We start from the raw sequence: 14,769 nt of genomic DNA, 5'->3' as shown, positions 1-14,769 counted from the left end.
ATTAAGTTATTTTTTGAAATTGTGATAAGTATCAGTCGTTCTTCACAGTTTCAGCAACTCGTGGCCACAAGGTGGTGCCCCAGTTCTTGATTGTGCGCTGGCGAACCAGTGGCAAATCGGAACGGTCATACACTGTACGCCATGGTTCCCAAGCCAAGCCGGTCTTCTCAACAAGCTTGATGCGGAGATTGCGCACATTGCCCTTGAACTGAATAGTTGTGTTGAAGTGAGCTGTACGATACTTGCCGTTGCCTTCCCAAGCGCGAGAACGTACGTAAGGAGTGCCGTCAATTTCGGTGCCGTACTCATCCCAGTAGATGTAGTAGCGAGCTACGTAAGCTCCACGGTGATCCAAAGTCAAGTAGCCGTTGCGGTAGGAAGAAACCTTGGTTTCAACGTAATCGCTATTGGTTTGCAAAGTTGCTACTTCGTTATCCTTGACGAAGGAAGTGGTGTAAGCAATTGGAACTGCTGGGCTGGAGGTGCTTAAGTTGGCGCCTTCCTGAATCAAAGCCTTCAACGTATCGATGTTGCCAGTAACAACCTTGGCTGCACCGTTAGCGCTGCCGCCGAGAATCACAGCAGTTACAGAAGTGTTCTGCAAAATGCGATGGAACTCGGTGTTTGGCTTGATTTCAACACCCTTGATTGCAGCTTCAACAGCAGCCTGGAAATCGGTGCTCTTGCTGCGGGTGTCGAACTTTACGTACATTGAACGGCCGTAGGCCACATTGGACACATATACCGGCGGACGCTTGCTGTCAACGCCGCGGTTCTTCAAGTTTTCTGGCGTGGTGCATGGTGCGAAGAAGTCAGCTGGGCTATCTGGAGCATCAACACTTACGGTGTAGTAAGTCTGCTTGAAGTTTACAATCTGCGTTTGCTTTTCGCCCTTGTGTACAGCATCGAAATCAATCTTCAGCGGTACGCCAATCTTGGCGAAATCAGCACCGAACTTAGCCTTAAGCTGGTTCATGCTTTGTGCGCTTGCAGAATCGTACTGCATACGAGCTGCCACATGATGGCTTGCCGCATACTGAGCGTTCCACTTAGAAACTAAGGTATTTACTGCAGAGGTCACAGAGCTCTTTGTTGGGTGCTGAACAGTTACAGCACTTTCGCCGCCGTGGAAGCCTGGCAAATCAATGCTCAGTGTGATTGGAGCGCGGTTTGCGGAAATAAGGCTTGGCATATTGTCCATCAAATTCTGGTCAGCGCGGAACAGAGCACCTGGGTATACGCGATCATTGTTGGCGGAAGTAACCGACAAGTTTGATGTTGTATTGGTGATGTTCTTCTTTTGATGCTCAACAACTACGAATTCGCCGCCTTTGTTGAAGCTATCGCTGGAGAATTTGTTGTCAAGTTTTTCGCCATGACGGGCGAGAATGTTTGTTTTATCGTATTGCAAATCCCACAAATAATTGTTCAAAGCATCCTTTTTAGCTGCGCAAGATGGAGCTGGTTCTGGAGCTTTTGGTGCAGGAGCGGCCATTGCTGGTGCTGCCAATCCCTGTGGAATAATAGTTGCGCCTGCAAGCAACAACATTGCTGCATTACGGTAGAACTTTGTGTTCTTCATATGTGTCCTTCGATTTTGTGTTATTTTTCGATTATGATTTTTAGATTATTTTTTAGCGAGATGCTGCATTTTATGTGCTTCTGTGCATTATATGCTTCACTGCATTAGGTTTCAGCTCCTCACATCACTTGATTATTACACACTTTTTATTTATGTGTTAGTTGCATAAAATAATTTTTTATTCTTCAAACAAATGTTTAAATAATGTTGAAATACCAACACTATTTTGTTACGTCGTTTTTGGTCTTACGGCGTGTTGACATGCACAAAAGCGTGATTTTTGCAATTTTCTACACGTAATAATTTTGTGAAAATATGTGCAAAATCTACCTAAAAGTCATCGCTCGCATGTTATAAGAAAATTTTTTGAAAATCAGACATAACTTCTACAAAAATATGAATAAATAAAAATGTATATAAGATATAAAAAATATTGTGGCAATAATGTATGCAAAGCTTTTATCCACATTACTTTTTTACTATGCGAAGGTCACGTATCACACATATAGTTGAGGTTATGCCTACATTCACACGAGAAGAAATTGAGCATCTGGGTGTTCTTTCCCAGATTGCTTTAAGCGACGAAGAAATCAGTCGCTTGCAGGGCGAGTTAAACGTCATTGCAGAATCTATTAATAAAGTGCAGGAAGTTGCTGGCGAAGATGTGCCACCTACTGCAAATCCAGTACCTCTGGAAGCTTATTTGCGCCCTGATGTGCCTGCTACGCCATTAACTCAGGAAGAAGCGCTTTCTGGTGCTCCTAAGAGTGAGTCTGGCATGTTTGTAGCACCTCGCATTTTGGGGGAGGAGTGATATGTCGAATACTCAAGATTTAGTAAAGCTTTCTGCTGCTCAAATGGCAGAAGCTGTAAAAGCTAAAGAAGTTTCTAGCCGCGAGCTTGTTGAGGCTCACTTGGCAGTAATCGAATCTGCTGAGCCTGAGATTAAGGCTTTCTTGCATGTTTCTGCAGATATTGCACTCGAGCAAGCAGATGCTTTTGATAAAAAGAATGCTAATGGCGAAGCTGAAGGATTGCCTGAGCTTGCAGGCGTGCCAATTGCAATTAAAGATATGATTGTTACTAAAGGCATTCCTACCACTGCAGCTTCCAAGATTCTTGAAGGCTGGGTGCCGCCTTACGACGCTACAGTTATTGAAAAGCTTAAGGCAGCTGGAATGCCAATCTTAGGTAAAACAAATCTTGACGAGTTTGCTCAAGGTTCTTCTACCGAGCATTCTGCTTACCAAACCACTTGCAACCCTTGGGATACTGAGCGCGTTCCTGGCGGTTCCGGTGGCGGTTCCGCAGCTGCTGTTGCTGCATTCGAAGCTCCTATTGCTTTGGGCACAGATACCGGCGGCTCTATTCGCCAGCCTGGTGCTTTAACTGGTACCGTTGGCGCAAAGCCAACTTACGGCGGAGTTAGCCGTTTTGGTGCAATCGCCATGGCAAGTTCCTTGGATCAGATTGGTCCTGTTTCTCGTACCGTTCTTGATTCTGCGCTTTTGCAGGAGATTATTGGCGGCAACGATAGGCGCGACTCTACTTCTATTCCAGCACCTGTTCCTCCAATGGCTCAGGCTGCGCGTGAAGGCGCTCGCCGTGATTTGAAGGGCGTTAAGGTTGGTCTTGTTAAGGAGCTTAGTGGCGATGGCTTCCAGCCAGGTGTTGAAGCTCGCTTTAACGAAGCTGTGCAGCTGCTTAAAGATATGGGTGCAGAAGTTACGGAAGTTTCCTGCCCTCACTTCCCTTATTCTTTGGCTGCATACTACATTATTATGCCTTCAGAAGTAAGCTCCAACTTGGCTCGTTACGATGGTATGCGTTACGGTTTGCGCGTAATGCCGCCAGCAGACAAGCCTCAGACTGCAGCAAATATGATGGCTGCAACTCGTGAAGCTGGCTTCGGTGACGAAGTAAAGCGCCGTATTATTCTCGGCACTTACGCACTTTCTGCAGGTTATTACGACGCATGGTACGGTTCTGCTCAAAAAGTTCGTACTCTTATTATTCGCGATTTTGAAGAAGCATTTAAGAAAGTAGATGTTCTCGTTTCTCCAACAAGCCCTACAACGGCATTTAAGTTTGGCGAAAAGATGAACGATCCGCTTTCTATGTACATGAATGATATTGCTACGATTCCTGCAAATATGGCTGGCGTTCCAGCTTTGAGCCTTCCAGCAGGCTTAAGCGACGATGGCTTACCTGTTGGCATTCAGATTATTGCTCCGCAATGCCATGATGAGAAGATGTACAAGCCTGCAGCAGCGTTGGAAGCAGCGCTCGAAGAACAGTGGGGCGGCCCAATTTGGAAGTCGCTTAAAGCTGGTTGGCTCGATTCATTGGCTAAGTAAAGTGAAGTAAAGCTTAAGTAAGAAGGATTCTCATGGCTGAAAAACTTATGAAATATGCCGATGCTGTGGAGCAGTTTGACCCAGTATTCGGTTTGGAAACCCACGTTGAGCTTTGCACTCGCACTAAGCTGTTCTGCCCGGCGGAAGTATCGTTTGGTGGCGAGCCAAATACTCAGTTAACGCCTGTAAGCCTTGGTTTGCCAGGCTCTTTGCCAGTTGTAAACAAGACTGCAGTTGATTATGCAATTAAGCTTGGTTTGGCTTTACATTGCGAAATTGCTGAGTGGAGCCAGTTTGCTCGTAAAAACTACTTCTACCCAGATATGCCTCGCGATTACCAGATTTCCCAGTACGACAAGCCTACTAATGGCAACGGTTACTTGGATGTTGAGCTGGAAGATGGCACTGTGTTCCGCGTGCCGATTGAGCGCGCTCATATTGAGGATGATGCTGGTAAGAATACGCACGTTGGTGGCGCTGACGGTCGTATTGAAGGCGCAAATCATTCTTTGGTTGATTACAATCGTGCAGGAGTGCCTTTAATCGAGATTGTAACTAAGCCAATCGAGGGTGCGGGTTCACGCGCTCCAGAAATTGCTGGTGCTTATATGCGTGCAATCCGCGATATTGTTCGCGCTCTTAACATTTCCCACGCTCGCATGGAGCAGGGCAATATGCGTGCTGACGTGAACGTTTCGCTTCGCAGAAAGCCAACTGATCCATTTGGTACGCGTTCCGAAACAAAGAATGTGAACACATTCCGAGGTATTGAAAAGACATTGCAATATGAGATTCGTCGTCAGGCTGCTATTTTGAGCGAAGGCGGCGAGATTTTGCAGGAAACCCGTCACTGGGATGAAGCAACTCAGATTACTGCTGGCGGTCGCGTAAAGTCGGATGCTGACGATTATCGTTACTTCCCAGATCCTGATTTGGTTATGCTTCACATCACTAAGGAGCATATTGAGCGCATGAAGGCCGAAATGCCAGAAATGCCTCGTGAGCGCCGTAACCGTTTGCAAAGCGAATGGGGTATTAGCGATCTTGAAATGCGCGATATTTTGAACGCAGATGCTCTTGATTTGGTTGAAGAAACCGTTAAAGCTGGAGCAACTGCAGCAGGCGCTAAGAAGTGGTGGCTTGGTGAGCTTGCTCGCGAAGCGAACGCTCGTGGAGTAACTTTGGAAGAATTGCCTATTACTCCAGAAGACGTAGCTGAAGTTGAAAAGCTGATTGCGGACGGCAAGCTTAACGACAAGCTCGCTAAGCAAACTGTTGCTTGCGTTTTGGCTGGCGAGGGTAAGCCTGATGAAGTTGTTAATAAGCACGGATTCAAGGTTATGAATGACGACGGCGCTTTGGAAGCTGCTGTTGACGCTGCTCTTGCAGCCGATCCTGAAGTTGCAGAAAAGCTTAAGGCAGGCAATATGAAGCCGATGGGCGCAATTATTGGTGCTGTTATGCGCGCAACTAAGGGTCAAGCTGACGCTAAAGCTGTTACTAAGATTGTAATGGCAAAAATCAAAGGCTGAAATTAAAAAACAAATTGCGCAAACGCTTTGCTGCAATAACGCAATTTATATTGAAAAGTAAGTGATGCGTGCTTACTACGTGCACAAATTAGTTTGTTACATGTAGTAAGTACGCAGAATTTACTATTTGCTTCATAGCGCGCTTTATAGTTTGTGGATTATCATGTATTATGCTGATGGCCTTAATTTAGAGGTAAAAACAAGTAGGTGAGTATGCAACAAACCAATGACGGTGTGAACAACTCTCGCGAGTTAGCAAAATCTATAGTAATTCCTCCAATTCGTGGAGAAATGGCAAAACTGCGTCCTGCAACGTGCGATGATTTGCTAAGAATGGACGAATTGTGTGCATTTGACGGCGCTGCAGTAATTACAGGCAAGGATTCTCAGTCAGAGCGAGCAATGGTTCATGCGTGGGTTGAACGTTCTGTTCAGTGGTCGCATGATGGTTTTTCCGCTCAAAATGAATCTGAATTGTGTAGATTTGCTAGCGATGCGCAGTCTCGCCCTACAATTGCGTGGGCTATTGTTCCTGATGTTTTAGACGATGTTAAGAATACTAGCGGCGCAATTATCGGCATGATTTTTCTTATCGATGTTGACGGTTGGTCTCGCTCTGCACGTATTCAGGTTGTGCTTGGTAAGGATTATCGCGGCCGCGGCTATTCTCGTGACGCAATGCCTCGAGTTATGACATACGGTTTTGCTTCTGAGCCTGCAGGTCTTGGATTGCACCGAATTTGGGTTGGTGTGCCTGCAACTAATGCCCGCTCGCTTTCTGTGTACCAGTCGCTTGGTTTTATGCAAACTGGCACAGCTCGCGATGCTCTTTGGGATGCTGAGCATCAAAAATATCAAGATTTTATAGTTATGGATACGATTGTGGACGAGTATGATGCTATTCGTTCGCTTGATGCTTTTGGATTGCATGTTATTGAGGAAAATCCTGGTGTATCTGAAGCATTAAGTGCGCATGAACATTCTGTGGCTATACCCGTGCGTCATGATAATCTTGATGAATCATGGCCGTATAATTCTAATAATGCAGAAAGCTCGTCTTCAAAGCGAGCATGGTGGCGTATTATAGGTCGCGGCCGCAAGCGTAACACTAATAACACCAGTACGGAAGGGAAGCAATGAGCGCCGAAGATCTCGACAATTATGAAACTGATGCTGAACTTGCGTTATACAAAGAATATCGTGATGTTATTAAGCTTTTTACTTATGTCGTGGAAACAGAGCGACGATTTTATTTAGCTAATAAAGTCGATTTTAATGTTCGCTCTGCTGGACAAGACGTATATTTTGATGTGCAACTTACTGACGCTTGGGTATGGGATGTGTACCGACCTTCGCGTTTTGTTAAAAATGTTCGCATCGTAACTTTTAAGGATGTAAATGTTGAAGAAGTTCAGAAAACAGACATTGACATTCCTGAATCTATCGCGTGATGCGCGTATGCTCAATAAAGATATATAGAAATTTTACTAAGCACTCAACTGTGTTTTTGTAAAAATTGATGTATTTAGGTATGGAGGACAAGTGACGGATACACAATCCCCAAAGGAATCTGTGGTAATTATTGGTGGCGGTCCGGCAGGGTTGACGGCAGCCTGGGAACTCGTTAAAGATGGCGGCTCTAGTCGCTATGACGTAACAGTGCTTGAAGCCACGCGTGAATTTGGCGGTATTTCTCGCACTGTGAAGTACAACGGTAATCGTATGGATATTGGCGGTCACCGATTCTTCTCGAAGGATGATCGCATTATGCAATGGTGGCGCGAAATGTTACCTTTGCAGGGTGCTCCTTCATACGATGACAAGAAGCTTGGTCGTCACCATGACTTGGAACCAGGTGGTCCAGATCCTGAAGTTGAAGACGAAGTGATGTTGAAGCGTCACCGCGTTTCTCGTATTTTCTGGAATCATCATTTCTTTGATTACCCAATTTCGCTTTCTGCAGCCACGTTGCGCTCTATGGGCTTTGTTTTGACTATGCAGGTTGGTTTTAGCTACCTTTGGTCGATGATTCATAAGCTTCCAGAAACAAATCTTGAGAACTTCTATATTAATCGCTTTGGCAAGAAGCTTTATTCGATGTTCTTCGAAGGCTACACCGAGAAGCTTTGGGGCAGGCACCCAAGCCAGATTTCTGCAGATTGGGGTGCTCAGCGCGTTAAGGGCTTAAGCATTGTAGAAGTGCTTAAGAATGCATTCTCTAAGCTTTTCCCTAAGAAGAACGGCAAGAAGAAGGAAGTAGAAACCTCTTTAATTGAGGAATTCTGGTATCCAAAGTTAGGCCCTGGCCAGTTATGGGAAACTGTTGAACGTCGTTGCCGTGAAAATGGCGCTACTGTTCGCACCGATGCCAAAGTAGTTGCTATTAAGCAAAACAATGGCAAGATTTCTGAAGTTGTTATTGAAGATGCGAATGGTGAACGTTCCGAGTTGCATGCAGATAAATTCATATCTTCTATGCCAATTAAGGATTTGGTTGCAGCTCTTGAGCAGGGTGCAAACGGCGATGCAAAGGCTGAAGTCCCAGCTGAAATGCAGCGTGTGGCTAAAGGTTTGCCTTATCGCGACTTTGTAACTGTTGGTTTGCTTGTTAAGCGCGTGCGTTTGCGTAATACAACAACCATTCCTACTCTTGGTAATCCGCCAATTGTTCCAGATTGCTGGATTTACGTTCAGGATCCTGGTTATAAAGTTGGTCGTTTGCAAATCTTCAACAACTGGAGTCCATATCTCGTTAAGGATGTTGACAACACTGTTTGGATTGGTCTTGAGTACTTCTGCGAAGAAGGCGACGACTTCTGGAATATGAGCGATGAAGAAGCTCGCGCTATGGCAATTGACGAGTTAACTCGTATGCAGGTTATTAACGGCGAAGAGGATGTGCTTGATTCTCACCGTGAGCGCGTTCCAAAGGCTTACCCAGCGTATTTCGACACTTATGCGCAAATGCCTGAGCTTATTAAGTATTTGGATAGCTTCGGTAATTTGTATTGCGTTGGTCGAAACGGCCAGCACCGTTATAACAACCAGGATCACTCCATGGCAACCGCAATCGAAGCTGTAAAAGATATTCGTGACGGCGAAACTTCTAAAGCTAATGTGTGGTCTGTAAATACTGAAAAGTCTTACCACGAAAAGAAATAATAAACAAAAGTAGTAAGCATAAATAATTTAATATAAAAATATAATTTGGTAATTTTGCTTTATTCGCAATTATCAAATTCTTATTAAGCGCTAATAATTGTGGATATTAATTTACGATTATTAGCGCTTTTTGTTTGCTTACCAATTCAATAAAAATTGAAATTAAAAATAATCAAAATTAGGGCGCGTCGCGTTTTGCAGCGTCGTAGAGCTGTAGTAGCATACATACTGTTCGTTGTTGTATACATAGTTATGTAATAGCAGCGGGTTCGTGACGGATATTCCGTAATCTTCCATGTAAAAGCTTGCCGGCAGTATATTCCGCGTGAGTTAAGGAAAGGTAAAATTGTGGCAACAAGCCAGAATCTTGAGAAAATGAAGCTTTCAGAATTGAAAGATCTCGCGAAGCAAATGGGTTTGCGTGGCACTTCAACTATGCGTAAGCCTGAATTGTTAGCAACATTGACAGCTGCGCGCAACGGGGGAGAAGCGCCTGCTGGTGTAAGCGTTCGCGTGCCTGACAATTCTATGGGAGCTAATAATTCTGCAAATATTAGTGCAGATAATGAAGACGTTAAATCATTAAATGATGATAAAGATTTAGAGGAGCTGGAAAATCTGGTTCCAAATATCGATAGCGAGCGTCATTCACGCGATGATTATGATTTTGAATCTAAAAATTATCGTCGCGAATCTAATCGTAACAATGCGTTCCAGCGCCGCCGTTCTGCGGATGATCGCAACAATAATCGTGAGCGTCGTCAGGAAGATGTAAATTCTCGCGATTTGGATCAAATTTTGGCAACTTTGCCAGGTGAAGATTCGCGCGGTGATGCAGATTCTCGTCGTCAGCGCTCTGCACGTGATTTTGATCGTGAAGAGCAAGCAAATCGCGGCGACCGTTTCCAGCGCCGTATGCGTGGTCGCGTTCGCGATTATGACGATAATCGTTCAGAATTTGCTGACCGTTCAGAGCGTTCTGATCGCATGGATCGCGCAGAGCGAGATGATCGTGATGATCGTCGTGCTGAGCGCAATGACCGTCAAGATCGTGCTGAGCGTAATTCTCGTCTTGATCGCGACAGCCGTGATAATCGCGACGTTCGTGACAATCGTGACAATCGTGACGAACGTGAAGATCGCGAATTGCGAGAACCACGAGAATCTCGTCATGAAGAGCCTCAAGAAGAGTTAGTTCCAGTCGCAGGTATTGTTGACGTTTTGGAATCTTACGCATTTGTGCGCACTTCTGGATATTTGCCTGGACCTAACGATGTTTACGTGTCAATGAGCCAAATTAAGAAGTACGGTTTGCGCAAGGGCGACGCTGTGCAAGGCTCTATTCGTGCTCCTCGCGATGGAGACCGACGCAACCAAAGGCAAAAGTTTGTTCCTTTGCAATCCATTAACAGCATTAATGGAATGAGCGTTGAAGAGGCTCAGAATCGTCCGCAATTTGCTAAGCTTACGCCGCTGTATCCTAACGAACGCTTACGCCAAGAAACTACTGCTAATCGCATGCTTGGTCGCGTAATCGATTTGATTGCACCTATTGGTAAGGGTCAGCGTGGTTTGATTGTGTCTCCTCCAAAAGCTGGCAAAACCATTACGCTTCAGAATATTGCTAATGCTATTACCACTAACAATCCTGAAGTTCATCTTATGGTTGTGCTTGTAGACGAGCGCCCAGAAGAGGTTACCGATATGGAGCGCACTGTTCAGGGCGAAGTGATTTCTTCTACTTTTGATCGCCCAGCAACGGATCATACTACTGTTGCAGAGCTTGCTATTGAGCGAGCTAAGCGTTTAGTAGAGCTTGGTCAGGATGTTGTAGTGTTGCTTGATTCTATGACTCGTTTGGCGCGTGCTTATAACATTGCAGCACCTGCTTCGGGTCGTATTCTTTCCGGCGGTGTGGACGCACAAGCTTTGTACCCACCAAAGAAGTTCTTTGGTGCAGCTCGAAATATTGAAGACGGCGGTTCTTTGACGATTATTTCTTCCGCATTGGTTGAAACTGGTTCCAAGATGGATGAAGTTATTTTCGAAGAGTTCAAGGGAACTGGCAATATGGAGTTGCGTTTGAGCCGTGATTTGGCAGATAAGCGTCTCTTCCCAGCAGTAGATATTAACGCTTCTGGAACTCGTCGTGAAGAATTGATTACGCCAGCTGCAGATTTGCCTGTTATTTATCGCTTGCGTCGTCTATTTGGCGGCCTTGAAGCTGAGCAAGCTTATCAAACTTTGATTCCGCGATTAAAGAAGACTGCTTCGAATCGTGATTTCTTAGCTGCTATTGTTCAGCAAGCTAACGGTTCTACAAACGGAACTTCTACGCAAAACGTTGCGTAAATAAATAAATAAGTAAGTAAATAAATAAATAATTTAAATAAATAATTTAAATTTTATTTTTAAGCTGCAGACTGACAAAGTAACGGTATATCAATACTTAGCCGCTACTTCGTCAGTCTTTTGCTTAATAATCGCAATATTTACATTGCATGTTTAGCTTGCTGTTCAAGAGCAAACTTTCGCATACGCGCTACAGCTTCTTTAAGATCATCTGCATTTCCAGCATATGAAAGTCGCACGAATCCGCTTCCTTCAGCGCCAAATGCTTCTCCCGGAACAACCGCAACTTTTTCTTCTTCTAATAATTTTCTACTAAATTCTTCAGAAGTTAAACCAGTTGGTCTAACGTCCACAAAAACGTAGAATGCACCTTGTGGTTCAATAAGATTTACGGCTTCGCAATCCGACAATGCATCCAAAACTAAGCTTCGTTTTGCGCGATATTCTTCTCGCATTTGCAGAACATGGTCTTGCGGTCCGGTAAGCGCTGCAATCGCACCATATTGAGCGCTAGAATTTATTGAAGAATGCATCATTTCAGCGATTTTGCTGCTCTGCTCAATAACATGGCTTGGAGCAAGTAGGTAACCTATTCTCCAACCAGTCATTGCGTATGTTTTTGACAAACTTTCTACAACAATAGTTCTATCTTTCATTCCTTCAACCGCAGCAATTGACGGCGCTACAGCGTATCCTTCAGGCTGCGCGTCCGGTGCGCTCGCGAATACAAACGGATGATATACTTCGTCCGAAATAACCCATAAATCGAATTCTTCGCATAATTTCGCAACTTCTGCCAATTCTTCTGCACTTGTTACAGCTCCTGTTGGGTTGCATGGAGAGTTGATAATAATAGCGCGAGTTCGTGGGGTAATTGCTTTGCGAATTTCATCTGCGTTTACATGCATTCCATGTTCCGGTTTTAGAGCAACTGTTACCGGAACTGCGTCGCACATAAGAACTTCTGCGTCATAAGAAGTAAAGTATGGGGAAGGAATGATTACTTCGTCGCCTGGGTCAACAACTGTTTTAATTGCTAGGTATAAGCCGATGGTAGCGCCATCAACTGCCTGAATTTCTGTTTCTGGATCGTAATCTAAGCCTTTTACGCGGCTAGTGTAGGCGGCTGCAGCATTTCGAAATTCAGGTATGCCAAGCACGTCTGTATACTTTGTTTTTCCAGCTTGTAGAGCTTTACAAGCAGCTTCAACAACATGAGCAGAAGCGGTTTCTCCTGGTTCTCCAAGGCATAGAGAAATAGCGTCAGGTATTTGTTCTACGCGGTCGAACACATCTCGTATACCTGATCGAGGTATTGCAGTTGTGTTTTTTGCTACGACAGCCATATTATGCTCCTTCTACTATTTGTTTGTGTAAAATGTGTTTGTTTATGTAAAATTTATTGTTATTTAGCTTTCTTGTTGGAACAGTTGAAGATGTTTATAGGTTTCGTTTATACGCCAATTATTTTAATTCTGCAACACTTTAAAGTTTTTATATTGCTGAATATTGTCAAAATTTATAAGCTTCATATTAATTATGTATATACAAACCCTATAAAACTACAGATAATATCTATCGAAATGTATTAAATTTTATAAATTCATACATTATTATAATTTTTTATAATATTTTGTTCTTTTTCTGTAAAAAATACGGTAACATAATATTGGTTGCAATCCGACGCTATACGGATCTGATTGTAATTCTCAATCAGCGTCGATGAGAGAACGGAGCTCACATGACTGTGAATTCAAGCAAGGCTGAGAATAATATTCCTATGGACTCAACTGACGCAGTTATTGTAGATATTCTTGAGCACGATGGCCGCGCAACATTAACGCGTTTGGCTAAAGCATCTGGATTATCTGTTTCTGCTGTGCAATCCCGCGTTCAAAAACTAGAGCGCAAGGGAGTTATCACTGGATATCGCGCGTTGATTGATTATGAGCGCCGCGGACTTCCAGTTAGTGCTTTTGTATCAGTTACGCCGCTTGACTTTGCTCAGGAAGCGGTAATTCCTACTAAATTGCGTGATATTTCTGGAATTGAAGCTTGCTATTCTATTACAGGTAGCCCAAGCTTCATGCTGGTAGTGCGAGTTGCCACTCCTAGCAAATTGGAAGAGCTTATTAACACAATTCATCGTATTGTGCCAGTAAGCACGGAAACTACCATGGTTTTGCAAACCTATTTTGACTAAAAAGTATGTGCGATTTTTCTGAAACAACAATTGACGTGCGTGATGATTCTTTGGATCTAAATTGCAAAGATACTGCAGAAAGAATTGTTACGTTACGTCAATCTGTTGATAATATTGACAACGCTGTGATTTCGCTTCTTGCAGAGAGGTTTAAAACTACTAAAAGCATTGGCGAATTAAAAGCTAAAGCTGGTTTTGCGCCTTTGGACGCAAAGCGTGAACATGAGCAAATAAGTCGACTAATAGAACTTGCGAAGATAGCAGGATTGGATGAGTCGATTGCAATTAAATATCACGAATTTGTTGTTACAGAAGCAAAAAAGCGCCATAAGAAAATGCAAGATTAAGCCTGTTTTATAGTCTTATATTGTAACTTTTTTGTGTATATATGTAGCTATGTGAGTTATAAAGGCGGATAATACAGGTATGACTATTGCAACCGTTGAACGTTATGCACACATGCTTGATGCTGCAAGTCGAGGTGGCTACGCGTATCCTGCTATTAATGTTACGAGTACTCAAACGCTGAATGCAGCGCTTCAAGGTTTTGCTGAAGCTGAATCCGATGGAATTATTCAAGTATCTGTTGGTGGTTCCGCTTATTTTTCAGGTCAGTGCGTAAATAATCGCGTAGTAGGTTCGCTTGCTTTTGCTGCTTTTGCGCATGAGGTTGCATCTAAATACCCAAATATCACTATTGCTCTTCACACTGATCATTGTGCAGAGGCTTACCTTGACGACTGGATTCGCCCGCTTTTGGCTCATGAAGCAGAGCAGGTAAAGAAAGGTGAGGAGCCGTTATTCCAATCGCATATGTGGGATGGTTCAACAGTTAATTTGCAACATAATTTAGACGTTGCAGAAGAGTTACTTGATGCTTCACAAAAATCTCGCACAATTCTTGAAATTGAAATTGGCGCAGTTGGCGGTGAAGAAGATGGGCATCGTGCAGACATTGACGAGCGCTTATACTCTACGCCTGAAGATGCTTTGAATGTGGCTGCACGTCTTGGTTTGGGCGAGCGCGGCAGATACATGGCAGCGTTTACTTTTGGCAATGTTCATGGATCTTATAAGCCGGGCATAGTTAAGTTACGTCCGCAATTATTGCAAGAAATCCAAGAAAAAGTATATAGGAATTATCAAAATATTTGCGATACTCGCACTTTTGGCGCTTCTAAGAAGCCTTTCTTGCTGGTATTTCACGGAGGATCTGGCTCTACTGCTCAAGAAATTGCTGAAGCTGTGCGTTACGGCGTAGTTAAAATGAATATAGATACGGATACACAGTATGCTTTTACGCGAGCTATTGCCGGTCACATGTTCCGTAATTATGATGCTGTGCTTAAATTAGACGGCGAAGTTGGCGAAAAGAAATTATATGACCCGCGTTCGTGGGGCCGCGAAGCCGAAAAAGCTATGGCACAACGTGTTGTAGAAGCGTGTGTGCGGCTTGGTTCTGCCGGAAAAGCGTTGAAATAGTAGATTTGATATTTAATCGTATTTTTCTTCTACTTAATCAGTAGGGGCGTAGCGATACTCTAGTCAGGTAGGATTGTGCAAATTTGGGCAACGTTAGCC

12 protein-coding genes are annotated in these 14,769 nt (G+C 43.9%); 10 read left to right on the top strand and 2 right to left on the bottom strand.

The window, feature by feature from the left end; all coding sequences use genetic code 11:
- Positions 1-31 precede the first annotated feature (31 nt).
- Positions 32-1,582 carry a cholesterol-dependent cytolysin vaginolysin gene (vly, locus tag ACTJLE_RS00325; protein ID WP_481266944.1) on the bottom strand — a complete coding sequence of 517 codons (1,551 nt, stop codon included), beginning with the start codon at positions 1,580-1,582 and terminating at the stop codon, positions 32-34.
- 517 nt (positions 1,583-2,099) lie between these two features.
- Here vly and gatC point away from each other — a divergent pair.
- The 7 genes from gatC to rho all read left to right on the top strand — a co-directional run bounded on the left by gatC (position 2,100) and on the right by rho (position 10,985).
- Positions 2,100-2,396, top strand: a complete 297-nt coding sequence (gene gatC, locus ACTJLE_RS00320) for an Asp-tRNA(Asn)/Glu-tRNA(Gln) amidotransferase subunit GatC (RefSeq protein ID WP_004126322.1) — start codon at positions 2,100-2,102, stop codon at positions 2,394-2,396.
- Between the two features lies 1 nt (position 2,397).
- A complete protein-coding gene (gene gatA, locus ACTJLE_RS00315; RefSeq protein WP_481266943.1) occupies positions 2,398-3,939 on the top strand; it encodes an Asp-tRNA(Asn)/Glu-tRNA(Gln) amidotransferase subunit GatA in 1,542 nt (513 codons plus the stop codon).
- A 32-nt stretch (positions 3,940-3,971) separates the two neighbouring features.
- On the top strand, positions 3,972-5,471 hold the full coding sequence (gatB, locus tag ACTJLE_RS00310; protein ID WP_481266942.1) for an Asp-tRNA(Asn)/Glu-tRNA(Gln) amidotransferase subunit GatB: 1,500 nt from the start codon (positions 3,972-3,974) through the stop codon (positions 5,469-5,471).
- Between the two features lie 213 nt (positions 5,472-5,684).
- The gene (locus ACTJLE_RS00305; protein WP_481266941.1) at positions 5,685-6,611 is read left to right on the top strand and encodes a GNAT family N-acetyltransferase; all 927 of its coding nucleotides are present in this window, start codon (positions 5,685-5,687) and stop codon (positions 6,609-6,611) included.
- On the top strand, positions 6,608-6,922 hold the full coding sequence (locus tag ACTJLE_RS00300; RefSeq protein ID WP_004105898.1) for a DUF2469 domain-containing protein: 315 nt from the start codon (positions 6,608-6,610) through the stop codon (positions 6,920-6,922). The genes ACTJLE_RS00305 and ACTJLE_RS00300 overlap by 4 nt, the downstream gene beginning before the upstream one ends.
- A gap of 91 nt (positions 6,923-7,013) precedes the next feature.
- A complete protein-coding gene (locus tag ACTJLE_RS00295) occupies positions 7,014-8,633 on the top strand; it encodes an NAD(P)/FAD-dependent oxidoreductase (protein ID WP_481266940.1) in 1,620 nt (539 codons plus the stop codon).
- 348 nt (positions 8,634-8,981) lie between these two features.
- The gene (gene rho, locus ACTJLE_RS00290) at positions 8,982-10,985 is read left to right on the top strand and encodes a transcription termination factor Rho (protein WP_481266939.1); all 2,004 of its coding nucleotides are present in this window, start codon (positions 8,982-8,984) and stop codon (positions 10,983-10,985) included.
- Positions 10,986-11,125: 140 nt separating this feature from the next.
- Here the strand turns inward: rho and ACTJLE_RS00285 are convergent, their stop codons facing one another.
- On the bottom strand, positions 11,126-12,331 hold the full coding sequence (locus ACTJLE_RS00285) for a pyridoxal phosphate-dependent aminotransferase (RefSeq protein ID WP_481266938.1): 1,206 nt from the start codon (positions 12,329-12,331) through the stop codon (positions 11,126-11,128).
- Positions 12,332-12,726: 395 nt separating this feature from the next.
- Here ACTJLE_RS00285 and ACTJLE_RS00280 point away from each other — a divergent pair, with 395 nt between their 5' ends.
- The 3 genes from ACTJLE_RS00280 (at position 12,727) to fbaA (ending at position 14,670) form a co-directional block, all read left to right on the top strand.
- On the top strand, positions 12,727-13,188 hold the full coding sequence (locus ACTJLE_RS00280; protein ID WP_481266937.1) for an Lrp/AsnC family transcriptional regulator: 462 nt from the start codon (positions 12,727-12,729) through the stop codon (positions 13,186-13,188).
- Positions 13,189-13,193: 5 nt separating this feature from the next.
- The gene (locus ACTJLE_RS00275; protein WP_481266936.1) at positions 13,194-13,535 is read left to right on the top strand and encodes a chorismate mutase; all 342 of its coding nucleotides are present in this window, start codon (positions 13,194-13,196) and stop codon (positions 13,533-13,535) included.
- A 79-nt stretch (positions 13,536-13,614) separates the two neighbouring features.
- The gene (gene fbaA, locus ACTJLE_RS00270) at positions 13,615-14,670 is read left to right on the top strand and encodes a class II fructose-bisphosphate aldolase (protein ID WP_481266935.1); all 1,056 of its coding nucleotides are present in this window, start codon (positions 13,615-13,617) and stop codon (positions 14,668-14,670) included.
- Positions 14,671-14,769: the final 99 nt, after the last annotated feature.

Source organism: Gardnerella sp. CCPDSM, assembly GCF_056754715.1.
This window is presented reverse-complemented; position numbering and strand designations above follow the sequence as displayed.